The sequence below is a fragment of the Leptolyngbya sp. AN10 genome (genome assembly GCF_050565645.1).
Classification (GTDB): Bacteria; Cyanobacteriota; Cyanobacteriia; order Leptolyngbyales; family Leptolyngbyaceae; genus Leptolyngbya.
This window is the reverse complement of record NZ_JBNXVP010000009.1, coordinates 1-16,731: the sequence shown is the minus strand read 5'-3', so window position 1 is coordinate 16,731 and position 16,731 is coordinate 1. Positions and strand designations below refer to the sequence as shown.

General features: G+C 46.4%; 16 protein-coding genes. 3 read left to right on the top strand and 13 right to left on the bottom strand.

The window, feature by feature from the left end; genetic code table 11:
* Nucleotide 1 precedes the first annotated feature (1 nt).
* From ACQ4M5_RS14525 to ACQ4M5_RS14500, 6 genes are all read right to left on the bottom strand, one after another.
* Nucleotides 2-640, bottom strand: a complete 639-nt coding sequence (locus ACQ4M5_RS14525; protein ID WP_430676350.1) for an acyltransferase — start codon at nt 638-640, stop codon at nt 2-4.
* A gap of 3 nt (nt 641-643) precedes the next feature.
* Nucleotides 644-1,699 (bottom strand): Gfo/Idh/MocA family protein, encoded by a 1,056-nt coding sequence (locus tag ACQ4M5_RS14520; protein ID WP_430676349.1) that lies wholly within the window; start codon nt 1,697-1,699, stop codon nt 644-646.
* Between the two features lie 220 nt (nt 1,700-1,919).
* Entirely contained in the window at nt 1,920-3,137 is a 1,218-nt protein-coding gene (locus ACQ4M5_RS14515) for a DegT/DnrJ/EryC1/StrS family aminotransferase (protein WP_430676348.1), read from the bottom strand.
* Nucleotides 3,138-3,313: 176 nt separating this feature from the next.
* Nucleotides 3,314-4,432: a glycosyltransferase family 2 protein gene (locus ACQ4M5_RS14510; protein WP_430676347.1), complete on the bottom strand. Its 1,119-nt coding sequence runs from the start codon at nt 4,430-4,432 to the stop codon at nt 3,314-3,316.
* A gap of 238 nt (nt 4,433-4,670) precedes the next feature.
* The gene (locus ACQ4M5_RS14505) at nt 4,671-5,807 is read right to left on the bottom strand and encodes a glycoside hydrolase family 5 protein (protein ID WP_430676346.1); all 1,137 of its coding nucleotides are present in this window, start codon (nt 5,805-5,807) and stop codon (nt 4,671-4,673) included.
* 17 nt (nt 5,808-5,824) lie between these two features.
* Nucleotides 5,825-6,940 carry a glycosyltransferase gene (locus ACQ4M5_RS14500; protein WP_430676345.1) on the bottom strand — a complete coding sequence of 372 codons (1,116 nt, stop codon included), beginning with the start codon at nt 6,938-6,940 and terminating at the stop codon, nt 5,825-5,827.
* A 797-nt stretch (nt 6,941-7,737) separates the two neighbouring features.
* On the opposite strand from ACQ4M5_RS14500, the gene ACQ4M5_RS14495 reads away from it, so the two are divergent.
* Both ACQ4M5_RS14495 and ACQ4M5_RS14490 read left to right on the top strand, forming a co-directional pair.
* Nucleotides 7,738-8,454, top strand: coding sequence for a hypothetical protein (locus ACQ4M5_RS14495; RefSeq protein ID WP_430676344.1), 717 nt, complete (start codon nt 7,738-7,740; stop codon nt 8,452-8,454).
* Between the two features lie 25 nt (nt 8,455-8,479).
* Nucleotides 8,480-10,009 (top strand): TAXI family TRAP transporter solute-binding subunit, encoded by a 1,530-nt coding sequence (locus tag ACQ4M5_RS14490; protein ID WP_430676343.1) that lies wholly within the window; start codon nt 8,480-8,482, stop codon nt 10,007-10,009.
* 363 nt (nt 10,010-10,372) lie between these two features.
* Here the strand turns inward: ACQ4M5_RS14490 and ACQ4M5_RS14485 are convergent, their stop codons facing one another.
* The 5 genes from ACQ4M5_RS14485 to ACQ4M5_RS14465 form a co-directional block, all read right to left on the bottom strand.
* Entirely contained in the window at nt 10,373-11,176 is an 804-nt protein-coding gene (locus ACQ4M5_RS14485) for a TPM domain-containing protein (protein WP_430676342.1), read from the bottom strand.
* Nucleotides 11,177-11,290: 114 nt separating this feature from the next.
* The gene (locus ACQ4M5_RS14480) at nt 11,291-11,863 is read right to left on the bottom strand and encodes a DUF948 domain-containing protein (protein ID WP_430676341.1); all 573 of its coding nucleotides are present in this window, start codon (nt 11,861-11,863) and stop codon (nt 11,291-11,293) included.
* A 7-nt stretch (nt 11,864-11,870) separates the two neighbouring features.
* Complete coding sequence (locus ACQ4M5_RS14475; RefSeq protein WP_430676340.1) at nt 11,871-12,218, bottom strand: YtxH domain-containing protein; 348 nt, start codon at nt 12,216-12,218, stop codon at nt 11,871-11,873.
* 76 nt (nt 12,219-12,294) lie between these two features.
* Entirely contained in the window at nt 12,295-12,633 is a 339-nt protein-coding gene (locus tag ACQ4M5_RS14470; RefSeq protein WP_430676339.1) for a hypothetical protein, read from the bottom strand.
* A gap of 39 nt (nt 12,634-12,672) precedes the next feature.
* Nucleotides 12,673-14,247, bottom strand: a complete 1,575-nt coding sequence (locus ACQ4M5_RS14465) for a protein kinase domain-containing protein (RefSeq protein WP_430676338.1) — start codon at nt 14,245-14,247, stop codon at nt 12,673-12,675.
* Nucleotides 14,248-14,360: 113 nt separating this feature from the next.
* Here ACQ4M5_RS14465 and tadA point away from each other — a divergent pair, with 113 nt between their 5' ends.
* The gene (gene tadA / locus ACQ4M5_RS14460) at nt 14,361-14,831 is read left to right on the top strand and encodes a tRNA adenosine(34) deaminase TadA (protein WP_430676337.1); all 471 of its coding nucleotides are present in this window, start codon (nt 14,361-14,363) and stop codon (nt 14,829-14,831) included.
* 294 nt (nt 14,832-15,125) lie between these two features.
* Here the strand turns inward: tadA and ACQ4M5_RS14455 are convergent, their stop codons facing one another.
* Entirely contained in the window at nt 15,126-15,635 is a 510-nt protein-coding gene (locus ACQ4M5_RS14455; RefSeq protein ID WP_430676336.1) for a hypothetical protein, read from the bottom strand.
* A 107-nt stretch (nt 15,636-15,742) separates the two neighbouring features.
* Nucleotides 15,743-16,243 carry a hypothetical protein gene (locus tag ACQ4M5_RS14450; RefSeq protein WP_430676335.1) on the bottom strand — a complete coding sequence of 167 codons (501 nt, stop codon included), beginning with the start codon at nt 16,241-16,243 and terminating at the stop codon, nt 15,743-15,745.
* Between the last annotated feature and the right edge of the window lie 488 nt (nt 16,244-16,731).

Sequence of the window (16,731 nt, the reverse complement as noted above, 5' to 3'; positions counted from 1 at the left end):
ATTATGGCGGAGTTAACTCGGTAACAATCCCTCCACGGACTGCATATTGCAAGCCGCAAGCAGGACAATCAAACTCAGCACTAAAGCTTTCTAGATCAGCGGGAAATCGGGTGAGCAATTGACCACAACGACACACACAACCCACAGATCTCGCTGGATGCCCGATCGCTAAATGAAAGTCCGGAATCGATTTTGTCACGAGCGATCCCATGCCAATCATGGCAAAGCGCCCGATCGATAAATCATTCCCGATCGTGCAGTTTGCTCCGATCGTGGCTCCTTCTCGAACTAAGGTCGGCAAGGTATGTTCATCGGGATCAGAAGGACGCAACTGTTTCAAGTCAACGGTTGTCGCTCTGGGAAAGCGATCGTTGGTGAACACAGTTCCAGCGCTAATCATTACGCCATCTCCGATCGTGACCGCATTGCAAATGTAGACAAAGGCGTTGATCTTAACGCGATCGCCAATTTGTACACCATAAGCAATGTAAGTCTTCTCACCGATAATGCACTCTTCGCCGATCTGCGTGGAAAAGCGAATGTGAACATTGTCCCAAACCGAAGTGCGATCGCCGATCAACACATCCGATTCGATGATAGCTGTGGGATGAACTTTGATGTTCATTACGGGTAGATTCATCGCTTACTTTCCAACTGTGACAAAAGCTCGATCGCCATTCGTTGCTGAAGTTGCAAACCCAAGCAGTTTCAGAGATTCGTAGGAAACACCCATCCACTGTGTTTGGTTCATCGATTTGTAAGCCGCTTCGATTACTTCCACGGATGCAATGCTGTCTTGAGGTGTGATCAACAAAGTCTCTTGTCCTAAAATTGCTTTTGAAAAGTTCTCAAGCTGGCTCGTAAAGGCTTGAACTTTGTTGTATCCGTTTCCGAACTTGATCCATTCTGGGCTGGAGGATTGACGATACTTCGACTCTTTCCAACCGACTGAAATCGTTCCTTGCGATCCGTAGATCCGAATATAGCTATCTAGCTCTTTGTTAATCGTCCAAGAGAGATCCACATTGCCAACCACACCGCTGGCACTCTTCGCAAAGATTCGCACAGTGTCTTCAACTGCTAAGCTCTGAATTCGCTTGCCTTCGATGACTTGGACTTCTGCAAGTGCGCCAAGGAAATAGCGCATAATGTCGATCGAGTGTGTGCCGTTATCAATCAACACACCACCACCACTCACCGCCGGGTTCGAGTTCCATCTGGAAGCCATGTCTACTCGCGAAGTAAACGCATTCTCAAACAGAACAATCTCACCCAGAATTCCAGACATCACCAAGCTCTTCGCTTTGATCACATCTTCGACATAGCGGAACTTGGAAGCCATTGTAAGAATGACCCCATTTTTGGCAGCGCAATCCACCATCTCGATCGCGCTTTTGACATCGACGCTCAAAGGCTTCTCACACAGCACATTCACGCGCCGTTCGAGAAAGTAGACTGCGATATCGCGATGTGTGACCGGAGGTGTACAAACGATCACAGCATCCAAATCAATGCTTTCTGCCATTCTTTGATAGTTGTCGAAACTCTGACAGTTCAGCCGTTCTGCTAATGCTTGCGCTGCTTCAACGCGAACATCGACGACTGCAACCAATTTCGCAGATTGGCATTGCTCGAATGCTTGTACATACGATTGAGCAATTCCGCCTGCTCCGATCAATCCGAATTTGAGCTTGTTCATTACTTTTACTTTCACCTATTTCACAGCTAAAATCTTCGTTTCGGTCGGCTTCTGCCCCCTAAATCCCCCAAAATTGGGGGACTAAGAGCTAAGAAAAATTCTCAGAATTCTAGAAATTCTTTGGTCTTCAAAGTCCCCCAGAATGGGGGATTTAGGGGGCAAACACCCTTAGCAATGACCAACCAATCAAGTCGTATCTCTAGAACAAATCACTTGACTGTTAAGCCAACACTTCCCGAATCGCATCTGCGATGTAATCGATGTGTTCATCCGTGTACGCCTCATTCCAAGGCAACACCAACACCGCTTCTAGTCCTGCAAACGTGCCAGGAAACTTCGAGGGCGTGTAATCCACGGCTTCAGGACGCGCCAGCGTGAACGGAAAACGAGAATTTCCAAAGGTTCGCTGCTGCTCAAAAATCATGCACTGGAATGCAGGCTTTTGAATGTAGCGCGGAGCCGAAAAAATACCTCTCTCCTTCAGTTTCTTTGCCAAGCCCACCGCACCATCCGGCACGATCGAGCTATCCACCCGCAGACAATACTTCCAATACACGTGTGTATTGCGATCGTCATGATACGGAGTCTCAATTCCCGCAATGCCTCGCAGTTTTTGAGTCATCTTTTTCGCCGCAATCCGGCGATGTTCTACACAACCCCACAGCTTCGACAATTGCGCCACTGCAACTGCACCTTGAAGCTCACACATCCGCCCGTTCAATGCAATGAAATAGTGATCCGGATTCGGATCGCCGTAGCCAAACGCTTTATTGATAAACAAGAACATTCGACGCGCCAACGCTTCATCATTGGTCGTGACAATGCCACCTTCGCCCGTCGTAATGTGCTTGCCTTGCTGCAAACTAAAGCATCCGACCGATCCGATCGTTCCGACAGGTTCCCCTTTGTGGGTTGCTAAAAAGGCTTGAGCACAATCCTCGATCACTGGAATGCCACGAGAATTCGCCAACTCCATGATCTCAGTCATGTTGCAAGGATTTCCAAACAAATGCGTCACAATGATTGCTTTTGTGCGATCGCTGATACAGTTCTCGATCGTCTCAGCGGTAACATTCCAGGTTTTCGGATCAACATCAGCAAACACCGGAATTGCACCTTGGTACAAAATTGGAGTTAATGCGCCCATGTCGGTGATCGAAGTAGTGATAATTTCGTCACCAGGTTCCGGATCGATTGCTGCGATCGCAGTATGAACTGCTCCCGATCCAGACGAACAGGCGTATGCATACTTCACACCGAGCATGTCTGCGAATCGCTGCTCCAAGGTTTTCACAAAGGTTCCCTTGGTGCTGGTCAAGGTTCCACTCCGAATCGCTTCTGCGACCAGGGTGATCTCCTCTTCTCCGAGTGTCCGACCACTCGCATTTTGATCCGAAGGCAATTCCAACCGGGCTGTCTGTTTTGGTGCTTGTACCATCATTTTCTCCTAACACTATTAGCAATTCCACGAACACAGAACAATCTGAGAAGGTCATTCAACCTTGGAACTGTGTTCAAAGCACGATCGTCTAATGTGAGACAAACTAGGTCTCACGTTCAAAGTTCCCCAGCATGGGGGATTTAGGGGGCAGAAGCCGACCGAAACGAAGTGATCTAACGGTCTTTATCGCGTTTGTAAATTGAGGTTCCTAAATAGAAAAGTTCTTCAAAATAGCTTTTGTTTTGAGCAGATAACACACCCAAACTAAAAAGCTGAATTGCTAATACTAAAGTCGTTCCCCCAATAAAAAAGGTATGTGGAGCTTGCTGGAATGCCAGGGCTACTGCTTCTGTTGCATCTGGAAAACGAACTTGTTGAGCAAGTCTCTGATAGTTCGTCCAGCAATGAATCAACACCCAGGCATTGGCATAGAGCGACAACACAAAAAACATCAAGCTTGGAAGAATGAAAAACATTACCGGACGCAGCAGAAAGCCTGAGAAAAAAATGTCCCAAGTATGGCGCATCAGTTTCGCAGTCGAACTGAGGCTCGATCGACGTTGTTTCTGCTTCGGCTGGCTTTTCTGTGTTCTCCAGTTGAGATGGGCTGGCACTTCCTCCACTCGCGTTCTGAGCAAAAACGCTTTGTGAATCACCTCTGGGTTGATCTCCATTCCATCCGATCGCAGATTCAGCGATCGTAAGAATTCGGCATCATAGACCCGAACCATTCCCGTCAGTGTAGAAAGACTGCGCTTTGCAGCGATCGACAAAAAGCGATTTGCCCAAACGCTTAAAACGCGCCGCAACCAGGGAACATTCGAGACTGCTCCACCCGTCATGTAAGGTGAAGCCACCACGACACCCGCCTGCGTCTCCTGGATCTTCTTCAGCAATTGCCCGATATGATCGGGGTCGTAGCTTAAATCCAGATCGACCACGACAATGTAATCGCCCTGAGCACCACTAAATCCGGTTCTGAGCGCTCGTCCCAGTCCCCGATTGACGCGATGATGCAGCACCCGAACATTTGGGCGAGATTGAGCAAATTCCTGAGCTAACCATCCTGTTTCGTCGCGGCTGCCATCATTGACAATCACAATCTCCCAGTCATACTCCGACTCTAGCGATCGCATATAGTCGCACAACAGTGAAAGATTGTCTTGCAAGATCAGTGCTTCATTGAATGCAGGTGCGATCAAAGACACTAATGGCTTGCAATCGGAAGATGAACCCGGCACGATCGAGGAAATTTGCCAAGTCGATCGCACAGGTGAAATTCGTTCTTGCATGGGAACACACCTTTTGGCAAAGAACTGATACAGACTCAATACAGTCTGAGACTATCAGTCAAAATTTTTTGAAAACCGATGAGACCGTTTCTGGAAAAGCAATTTAGAAACCCAACAAACCGAAACCCAATACTCAGTGCCTAGCTTTTCCGTCTCTGTTTCTTCCTTCCGTATTTTCTATCCTAAGCCGTATAAGTTGACATAGGTTCACTATTTCTTAACATTACTATGTTCAGCTTCATCGAAACCTAATCGCGTCCAACTTTGCAGGATCAATCTTAGTCGAATCAAAAGACATTAATCCGAAGCTCCCTCGATATTCCCAGAACGCATACTCAAATCGGTAGCGCTGCAATAGGTCCACGACATCACGGTTCCAGTTCGCCCAGTCTGGCATTGGTGCATCTCGATTCGCACCAAACTCCCCACAATAGATGGGAACGTTGTAGCGCGATCGGAATTTCAAGACCGGACGTAGCTTTTCTTCGACTTTCTGCTTGTTAAATCGCTCTGCTTGATAGCGATTTAACAATCGAACGGTTTCAGGATCTTTCGTCGATCGAGCTTTCGCGGCTGCAAATCGTTGGGGATCAAATGGGTAAGGAACATCTCGCAAATTCGCAAGTGTTCCAATCCAACCAGAGCGTTGATGTGTGAACTGAATCGGCTCGTAGAAATGAAACGTGTAAATTAGTTTGTCACCTTTGATGGGTTTCATCTTTACATAGTCATACGCTCCTGCATGATGTCCAGAAACAATGATGTGATGTGTAGTATCGATGGCGCGAATCTGATTGACCAAACCTTGAGCAATGCTTCTCCAGGTTTCGACCTGCTCCATTTGCGGCTCGTTTAGTAGTTCATAAAACACTTGATCGGATTGAGTTCGATAGCGGTTTGCTAGAGCAATCCAAAGCTGCTTTAAGCGATCGTAGTCATCTGATTTGATCCCCGCTTTCAGATCCATCGGCAACAATGGATGAATATCGAGAATGATCGCAAGATTGTGTTTCTTTGACCATTCGATTGCTCGATCGACATAAGCAATATGGTCTGCTATCAATTCCGATCGCGCATTTTTGGACTGAAGAAACTCAGGCTCGATCGGGAGTCGAACATGAGTTAATCTCCAATCTGCGAATCGTTTAAAGTCTTTTTCCGTGACCCAACTATCCAGATGCTTTTTAGAAAAATCTCGATCGGGGGGCATCGATAACCAACAGGACAATCCAATTCCACGCGCCAAGGCTGGAATCGATCGCACCGCTGCATTTGCAGGATCGTTCAATCCAGATTGATAGAATCCCCAACCTAGCGAGATCACAAAAGCAAGAACAATCAGAATCCGGAATAGAACTCTTTTGCTAAAGTTCATCTTTAAACCCTAAGTCACTAAGCAATCTGCTTTTCATGGTGAGAGAGCGCAAACAGTTCTGCATAGTCTTGCAATGATTTCTCTAGCGAGTACTCTTTAGCACGTTGCTGTAATAGAGTTGAATCCGTGGGATGATCCAAAATTTCTACGATCGCTTTCGCCAATCCATCAGTCTCTCCAACCTGTGTCAGCTTCCCGTATTTTCCATTGTCCAAAATTTCCATTGGACCACTCTTACAATCTGTTGCGACAACTGAAGTTCCAACTGCCATCGCTTCGATCAACACGGTTGGTAAGCCTTCAAACAATGAAGACAACACAAACACGGCTGACTTGGATAGATAAGCAAATGGATTAGACACAAAGCCTGGAAGCGCGACAGAATCAGCAATGTCCAGTTTTTGAACTAAGGCTTCTAACACGGCTCGATCGTCTCCCTCACCTAAAATCATCAGTCTCGCTTCTCGTACCTTTCGGACTTGGGCGAATGCCTTTAGCAATGTTGGAAAGTCTTTCTGCTTCGTCAATCGTCCCACTGCAATGATGACTGGAGGTTCACCTTTAGCAAACCAAGGATGATCGACGGATTCTTGCGATCGCACAATCAATTCCGGAGTCACCACCGGATTATGAATCACTCGAATCTTCGACTCTGACAATCCAATCTGCCGCAAATCGTCAGCGACTCCTTTGGAAACAGTCACGATCGCATCTGCCCAAGGAAAAAACCACTGAATCAATCGCGGCATCAATCGCGCTGCTAATCCTGTTCCATTTTGCGTTTCCTGAGAAGTATTGTTCTGAACATTCACCACCACACGAGTGGGAACTCCAGAGAGCAATCTTGTCCAAACCGCTGCAATTCCAGGTTCAGGCAACGTTGAAAGCAAGACTTGAGGACGTTCACGCTGTAAGTACCGCGCTAAATCAAACAAGCTTGCTAACACTCGTTGATGATTCAAATTCACCACACGAACATTCGGCGGCACCTGACCGAGGTAAGCGCCTTCCGCCTTCACCAACACTAAATCCACTGACACGCCTTGTTCCGAGAAACCACGTGCCAAATTCACCATCGCCCGCTCCGCACCGCCACCATGCAGATTCGGTGCAAAAATCGCCAAAGTTGACATACTGTAAAACTCACGTCAGATCAAAGCAACAAACACACGACAAGACCGAATTCAACTATGCACGATCGCAAGAATACCTAATTACCTAACCGGATTCATTTTCTAAAGTCAAGTCAGCCCTTTTTCCAGTCTGGTTCAATTTTCAACAAATATTCCGGACTAAAAAGAAACATTTTGTATCTAGAATGCTACGCTTGGGAATTTACTAAGAATTACAATCTCGTTGTATTGGTATTACACATTTATCCAAGTATCAAAAAAACGAGAATTTCACTCTCAATTCTAAAATTCAGATTGATAGACAAGATTGCAGAGTATAGCTAGAATGCCTATTCTTGCCCACGATCGTCTTTCTGCTTAGGAGATTTCTACGAAAGAGCTTACCGCTTGAAAGACTGCCCTTCGGCTTCGCTCAGGGCGCGATCTCTAGCTGACTGAGCGAAGCCGAAGACAGCGGGTAATTTGTTTTCGATAAATCTCCTTAAAACTACATTTAGCGAAAAATGCTCAACTCAAAGAACAAATACGAGTATTTCAATGATACCTTTGCTCTCGTCCGTATATGACAATTCAAGTAACAGTCACTCCGTACAGAGAAAAGTAAATTTTGCATATTTACGGTTCATTTTCTGCTTTTCATTCATTAATTAAATTAATAGATTCGTCAAAACTAAGTCAAATTTTGTAACTTCGTAAAGACAAGAATCAAAGACTAAGAAAATGAAAAATATCAGCAATTTCGCGATTTGGCGTGGGCACTCTGAAGCAGGACTCGCCTGATTGCTTAGGTTACGGTTATGGCACTTTCTCCGATCGCTCAATACTGTATTCGCAAACTTCTGAAACAGAACTTTGAAAACCTTGATTCTCTTTTCTTAGCTGCCCCCAATCCATCAGGATTAAGTGATGACCAAATCGATCGCATCTTGCAGCAGTTCGCATTTACCAATCAAAGCTTTCAACTCCAAGAACTTGAACTCTTAACCAAGCTTTATCAGCAGCTAGAACCCAATCCTGCTAACTCAAGCGCGATCGCAGAAATCAAACGTCGGATTTTTCAAACTCTGGGCTTTCAACTCAACGCGATTCCATCCACTCAGCTACCGCAAGTTATTCAGGAATCTACGATCGAGGTTTTCCGCTTTTTTCACGATAACCAAATTCGCGAGGGTATTCGATTCGGTAATACCCTATATGCTGCGGTGTATCAGTTCGACATTCACTATCGACTTCAGGCATATCAGATGGCTTGGGCGCTCTCAGAAGCCAAAGTTCCACTCGTGGTTAGCCTCTCACCCGCTCGATTCGTAATTTGGGTGAACTTACAATCTCCCAGTTATCCAGTTCTGCTTTGTCAAGATTCTCGACTATTAAGAACGCTTCTAACGCTCAATCTTGCTTTACGGAAAGCCAAAGTGACCGGAAAACGAGCGACAAAACATCTACATCCGGACTTTTTCGGTAAAAAAGTTGTCACAGTCTTTCCTAAAATCACGAATTCCAGAGATCATTAGAAGAACTCTGTCTGTGATGATCACGATGCTGAAATTGCGTCTGCCTCTATTCAAATTGGCATTTGGTTGCGTGGTAGGTGTTGCACTCTTGAGCAGTGGATGTAGTCGATCGCCAAAATCGATCACGCTCTCTAGTGGAACACCACAAGGATATTACAGTCGCTTAGCAGGGCAGATCAGTTCGACTGCCTCTCGCACAGGCAATTTAACTGTCGAAAATCGCGCCTCTCAAGGTTCGATCGAGAACTTAAAACGATTGCTCGATCGTCAAGTGGATTTCGCACTGGTGCAACTGGATGTCGTCAATGATGCTATGCGAGAAGGGAAAGTGCAAGCAGTGGCAATTCTCGCAAACGAACCGATTCACATCATTGCAACCAGAGAAGCAAAAGTTCGATCGCTCTCGGATCTCAACCGCAAACGAGTTGGAGTTGGTGCGCCTGGGAGCGGCATTCGGTTCACCTCGGAATATCTCAGCAAAGCGTTTGATCTCAAATTCCAAGAAGATAGTTCCACTTTTCAAGAAACGTTCCGCAGATTGAGTACTCGTCAACTTGATGCCACAATTTATGTCGGAACTACGGGCGCGAGTGAACTGCTCCGGCAGCAACTCATCGCCAATCCCTCTCTACAATTTGTGCCGATCGAGCCTGAGTTGATCAACTATCTGATCAATCGTGATCCAGGCGCATATCAATCGGTAACCATTCCGCAGGGTATCTACAATCCGCGTCCGACGATTCCCGATCGAGATATTTCTACATTGGCAACTGCAACGGTTCTCGTCACTCGTCCGGATGTGAATGATGAAACGGTCGGTTTAGTAACTTGGTCAATTTTGTACAATTCTCGGCAGTTTTCGCTCTTTTATCCCGAACTACAAACCGGAGAAGCGAGATCGCTTTTACAAAAAAACTTGCTCTACATTCATCCTGGTGCTCAGGATGTTTACGCTCAAAATGCTGATCCGCGTAATGCTTGGTTACGTTACATCGAATCGAACAATGATTTGCAAGCCGGGATCGTAATTTTATTGGGCACAAGTACGATCGGTTTAGTGATTCAGCGCTGGAAACGCGATCGTTGTAAAAAACTTTTAGCAGCAACCGTGACCCGCATTAATGAACTCAGGCAACTTCTTCCACACAACGCCCAACAAGCGCTACTCGGTATTGAAGATCTCAGCCAAGAACATCGCCTTATGTTCATCGAAGGTTCGATTACGTCTGATGTGTATGAGCAAGTCCAGCACAAAACCCAAACTTTTGCAGAACAATGCCGTAATATTTTGGAGCAACAGCGTAAACAGTTTGTTCTAGATACGCTTCTAGTTTTGGATGATTGGCAAGCCTCGCTTCAGACTGATCCACAAGCTGCACTAGAAAAATTGACTTATCTAAAGCAGCAATATCGCGAAATGCTAATTGCCGATCAAGTTGAAATTCAGGCATACATCGAATTGATGGAGTTAACGCTCCTTTCGGTGATGACCTTAGCGGGAACGGCTCCGAAATCGCGATCGACTGAGTCGGAACAATCCTCGATCGCTTCTTAGATATTGATTGTATGTCAGAACATTTCTGTGGAATTTACGGTTTGAAATTCAGGATTCTTACCCCTTAGAGCGCGTCTTAAGTTACGAATATCACCAACTGTTTGCAATTTAACTAATACTGTCCGTGAAAACTATGAACATAAAACTCACTAAATTGTGTGATAGCCATTTTTAGAAAAATCTGTTTCAATATAAAAAGACTTGCTTCGGAGCGTTTTCGGCAGCCTTGAAAATAGGCTGTTTTTTTTATGCCTTATCTGGATACAGTGCACAGTTAACACATTCTTCAAACAGTTTAGATCCAAAATAAAAGCGCCCAGTTTGGACGCTCATTAGAATTCAAAAGAATTCAAATTGAATCTCTTAGGTTTCAGAAGTAGACGATCGCGCAAACGACGGAACTAAGAACGCAGCTAAAGCCCCGATCGCAAATCCCGCCACATTCCGAAACAGCGGCAACCATTCAGAAGTGCGTGTCACCACCGGACCAATTCCAAACGCCAAAAACAAAATCCCCCACAGCGGCGAGAAAATCAACGCCCACTGCCAAGCAAAGATTTGTCCTTCTTTCCGAGGTTGCGCCGCAAATCCAAACACCAGTCCGCCAACCGTCGAAGTAATCAGCGTTAGTAACCACTGCTCACGCGGCAATCCAGGAACCACACTACATCCGCCTCGCCGCAAACAGCCTTTCACCGATTCCAACGCTTGAATAATGGCTTGATCTCCGCCGTTTTCTCTCACAAAAAACTGATTTCCAAATCGAGTTTGAAGTTCGATCCAGAATGTCCGAGACAGCAACGGATAAAATTGATCTCCCACACTGAAATTCAGCAGATTTCCACCACGGGGATCAGCCACCAGCAGAACGCTCTTATCATCCAATCCCCAAAACCCTTTTACCGCTGTTCCAGGAGTGCGATCGTTCTGAGTCAGCACCCGCAATTTCCAACCTGTTTCTTCCTCAAACTTCCCTAAGTCCTCTGAAAGTTTATCTTCCTGAATGGTCGTTAACTCGTTGGCAAGATCAATCACGTTCGTGGGGTGATCAGGCAAGAGATCAGGATTGTTATAAGCCTGAGCCGCAGGCGCGATCGTCCAAACCGAAACGACAACAATCAGAGCCATCAACCCTCTCAGTAGACGGCGTACTCGAAGAGTCTGCATGGGTGGTTTCCTAAAGAACATAAAAGCGATCGTAGATGAAACGCTAAATGATTAACGTTCATTTTTGTTTACATTTGTTTAACTAATTCTAATATAGTTCGGAGATCCGCGCTGCTATTCTTGGTCGCTCCGGACACTTTGACGCGGCGATTCAGGCGGTTTCACGATCCGTTCGTCAATCACTTCCCGCTCATAATGCACTTCTAAAATAGATTCAGTCTCATCATGATGATCACCGTTGCGATCGACAGCATACACATCATCACGAAAAAAGGTTTGTTTCTCAGGATTTGAAGCAAGGCGCGTCGATCGACGCGATCGATTCGGCTGTGAAAAGGTTCTCCATGCGGCTTTCATTCCCGCAAACACGCTTTTACTCGTCGTTTGAGCCTTCTGAACTTGTTGTTTCACGCCTGTAATACTTTGATCCACCTGCTTCACGACCTGCGTTGCGCTCTGAACGCCCTGAGTCATGTCATCGGTCAGATCCGTAACTTCCAATCCAGTTAACCGCAAGGCTTCTAAAGTCGGTGGCAACTCGCGATTGAGCGTATCAAACAATTTTTCCGCACTGCGAGCCGCTCGCCCCATCTCATTAAACGCCGGGATCGCCACAGTCAACAGCGCGGTCAAACTGATCGCCACTAATAGAATCGATAACCCTAGCCAGAAAATTGGATCAGCCACACTTCACCTATCGCAAACGATCGCGGACGGGAGATTTTGGATCAGCCCCAGATTCGGAGTCTCGGCTCAAAAGTTGATGTTCGCGTTGAGTTGCTTCAAGCCCAGCGGAAATTGCTTCTTTGAGTCGTCCGAGTGTTCCTTCCCAGTTTCGCAGAGCCGACTCGGAGAAGCGATCTGCCTGAAGTTGGACACTGGTGGATAAATCTTCCGCAAGTTCAGGTAGGGCATCCGCCGATTTTTTGATTAACTGTCGCGTTTCCTTGCCTGCTCGTGGTGCAATCAGCAATCCCGCGATCGTGCCCATCGCCGCTCCGACAATCATGCCGCCTAAAAATGATCCGGATCGATTAGACATAATGTTCGGTATTTTCTCAACAATAGTAGCTCGACTGTGCGAACCGTATCCCCATTCTGCCAGACGAAAGACTCATCTAGCGGTTCATTCGTTTTGTAGCAGATTTTCTTAAGCCTTGGCTCAATCGAGGGTTCAACATGAGCGATCGTCCCATTCCAATCAGGGCGAGTGCTTTCTGAGCTTGCTGCAATTTCGGCTCTAGGGCGCGATAGTTTCGATGAAATTGCCGAATTCCAGTTCCTCTACGATCGATTTCTTCGGGTGCGCCATTCAACACGTTGTGAGTATTTTGTTCAGCCAAAATCAAAGCATCTGCGGCTTGAGAAAACGTCCGTCTCAGGTTCCACATTTGCCAGGTGAGGTAGAACACATAAGAAGCAATAGCAAGATTAAGAACGATGACGGCGATTAACATAAGGAGCGATCGAGAATTTTCCTAATCATAGCGACCTAACTACAAAATTCCGCGTTTTCCGTTCGGTTTCACCGTTAACCAATTTGTTTTTGCGGTCGATAATTGCTCTTCAGTCAGTTTTGCCCCAGTCAGATTTGCCCCACAAAGATTCGCTCCGCGCAAGTTTGCATTTAATAGATAAGCCTGTGTTAGATCTGCTCCGCGTAAATCTGCCCCTTCTAAGTCCGCGTTACTTAGATACGCCTGAGCCAAATTCGTATCGCGTAAATTTGCTCGATTCAAACTCGCCCGTCCGAAATCTGCATTAAATAAATTGGCTCCTTGTAGATTAATCTGCTTCAGATTCGATTGATGAAACACTGCACCCGACAGATTAATTTTTGGAGCGACTAAGGCGGAGAGATCGTGAGACGCAAAATCACGTTTTCCCTTGGTATAAAGATTCACCAACGTAACCGCATCTAATTTTGGCTCATTCTGAGATTTGCTCCCGGTTGTCTCGCTCGTCCGTCCTCCAGAATCACGCGGTTTCGCTGCCATGACTCGACTCCGAGCCACTCCAGTTTGTAAATTGGTCGATTCCGATCGCGTATTTCTTGCCCGAATTGCCATTGCTGCACGAGCGGCAGGAGAACTCGGCTGAGAATCCGGTTCACGTTTTGCGGGAGTCGATCGTGAATTCACACTATTCATGCTGTTCGCCAAACTATCGAGATACGGCTCTAAATCAAGCGCCCGTAAAATTTCATTCGCAGACTGAAAGCGATGTCTAACTGAGACCTCCAGCATTTTCTTCAGCACACCTGCAAAATGGTCACTGATATGAACCTGTTTTTGCCAAAGGAGTTCACCCGTTGCGGGATCATAATCGAGGTCTTTCGGAGACTTCCCAGTTAAAAGATAAATACAAGTGACACCCAGGGCATATAAATCACTGGCATAGACGGGACGCATCGCCATTTGTTCAGGCGGTGCAAATCCTGGAGTCCCGATCGCGTAAGCCGTCAAAGCAGTCTGATCAGATAAACTTGCCGCACTCGCATTCACCTGATTTTTCACCGCTCCAAAATCGATCAGGACTAACTTACAATCTTGCGATCGACGAATCAAATTCGCAGGCTTAAGATCCCGGTGAATCACCTGATGACTATGAACGTACTGCATGATTGGCAGGATCTCGCTGAGAAACTGTTTCACCCCTGCCTCACTAAATGCGCCCGATCGTTTCACTTCCTGTTGCAGGGTCGAACCGCTGACATATTCCTGAACAAGATAAAACTCTTGATTTGCCTCAAAATAATCGAGTAATCGTGGGATTTGCGGATGATTGCCAATTCTGCCCAGCGTTTGTGCCTCTCGTTCAAACAAATCCCGCGCCATTTGCATCACATGAGGAGCCGTTGCTGTCGGACGCAATTGCTTAATCACACAATAAGGCTGTCCCGGTAGCGATTCATCTTTCGATAAAAATGTGGCTCCGAATCCTCCCTGTCCCAGTGCATGAAGCACTCGATAGCGATCGCGCAACAGAAGGGAAGCACCACAAGCCTGACAGCGCTCCGTATTTGCGAGATTTTCGGGGTTCGGGCAAACGGGATTAAGGCAATAGCTCATGAGGGCATCGACGCAATACAGAACAGTTGATCCTGATTTGCCTCAAAATAGACATTCAAGGCAATTGACCTCAGTATTCCCTTAAAGCTGCGATGAAGTTCACAGCGTTTTCAATGAATCACTCGGACTATCTCAAACACTGCGATCGCATGCGTCGATCGATGGAACTGGCTCAACAAGCGGGTGATGCGGGAGAAGTTCCAGTCGGTGCGATCGTGGTGCGAGATGAAGAAATTATTGCGGAAGCGGAAAATCGAAGAGAACGCGATCGTGATCCAACGGCTCATGCGGAAGTTCTCGCACTTCGGCAAGCGGGACAAGTGTTACAAAGCTGGCATTTGAATGATTGTATTTTGTATGTGACGCTTGAACCTTGTCCGATGTGTGCGGGTGCGATCGTGTTAGCACGACTCGGAATGCTGATTTATGGAGCCGATGATCCGAAAGCGGGAGCGGTTCGGACTGTGTTGAATCTTCCAGATAGTCCCGCCTCGAATCATCGCTTGACTGTGTTTGGTGGAATTTTGGAAGCGCCTTGCCGAGAACAATTACAGGAGTGGTTTCGACAACGGCGCGATCGTTGATTCATTCTTGGTAGCCTTTGGTAGATTTGCGATTAACGTGCCTTTTTACTATTGGCTTTAGAGGGTGTTTGAGAAGTAATCGGTTGTCACATTCGCCCGCCCGGAAATGAATCTCCGGGCTGATCGGAGTTCTTAGCCCAGTTTAGTGGGCTAAGAACTCCGAATTGCCCTCCCAGTCCGCTTCAGCGGGGTTTTCTCCATTAGCCCGGAGATTCATTTCCGGGCGGACTCGCAACGCAGCAAAGCCGCTTTTTATCCTTCTCAAACACCCTCTTAGACTGGGTTCAGGAGAGTCTATCGATCCGCGATCGAGGATTGTTCGTCATCCATGTTACTAAGCGAGGCATAAGCTTCATAGCAAAGTTGCATTAATTGTTGAGGATGCCCAGCACTGGTTTTAACTAGGTGGAGCACCTCTTCCTCTGAAAAGGGTTCTAAGCTGTGTTTTAGACGATCGTACACAAATGCTCGTGCGATCGCTGGAGTCCAAGGCAAAACAATCTCAGATTGACACACACCTGCCAAGGGCGAAGTTTTTCCATCCATTTGACTATCTTGAAACAAGCTATCTAAAGGTTCACTCGCTGCTAGAACTAGACGCAATGGGGCATCGCTTCCTTCTGCTAATCCGCGTAGTTGATCTCGCACTTGGCGGGTGAATTCGTCGTGCATGATCTTGCCTACGTTGTCGATCGCGAGCAGAATCCGATGATTTCTCAGGTATCGAGTTAGCGAGTAACCTTTACTTTCAGGGATTCCAATCTCGTGGCACAAGGCACTATAAAACTCATCTTCATTTTGCACCCAGTTTAAGTCGAGATAGACCGATCGGCGCGGGATGTGCAGAAATTGGTGTGATTGTTGTCAGACTGCCCAAAGCAGAGAAGATTTACCAATCCCTTCTTCGCCGATCAATGCAATGCAATGCTACTGCCACTATTCAATATTTCAAAAATTCGTTTAATTTCTGCTTCTCGCCCAAAAAACAATCGCGCATCGTCAACTCGTCCAGTTAGAGGTACGAACGGATTGTTCGTGGTACTGAATTGATTAGATACAGTACTGTTTGGTAAAGCTTCACGAGTATTCGCTTGCCAACTGCTGTACCTTTGCTTCAACCACGTTTGGAACTGGAGGTCTTTTGCTCGTCTGCCTTTCTGGTCATAGTCGGGAAAGTAATCATCATTAGCTTTCGGGGAAAAGCGATCGTGGTAGATCGTCCAGAGTTGCCGACGCACTGTTTCTGCATCAATGGGAAGTTGATCATCATCAATCGCCTGTTGAGCGATTTGCTGATCCGATCGTACCGTTTCCTCATTTGGAAATTTTGCCAGCAGAATTGCTTGCTCTTTTTTACTAAGGTTGTATTTGCGACAGACCTCTGAGAATAAAAAAAGCTGCCAGCTTTGCACAGTGTACCTACGCTTTACTTCCTGCACTACTGTACCGCAAGCTGAACCCGAACTGCGAATCGGTGAGTGCCGATCCGGAAAAACTTTTCCGGTGTTTTTTCCGCCATTCGGAAAGCTCTTTCTGGGTTTCGCTCAAACATTGTTCGTAAGATATGAGCAGAAAGTTAATTCATGTACACCTTCGGATTAGCGAACCTACTGCTCTACAAATAGAGCTTCTGATGTTCTTAATTGAGGAAGTTAGTATGAACTTCAATCTTTTTTCATCTCCCTTGTTCAGCAGTTCAGCTACGCCGTTAACTACTCAACCGACAAGCGCTTTTAGTCCAGCACTCGATCTTTCAAGTCTGAGCAATTTCCCCTGGTTGACTGACAAAACTACAAAAACCTTTAACCTAAGCAGCTTTCGGAGATTTGGCACGACTCATTAAAGGAACAGTCGTACCTGGAGCATAAAATTGGAAAGTTGGAGCAGAGTGGGATCGAGA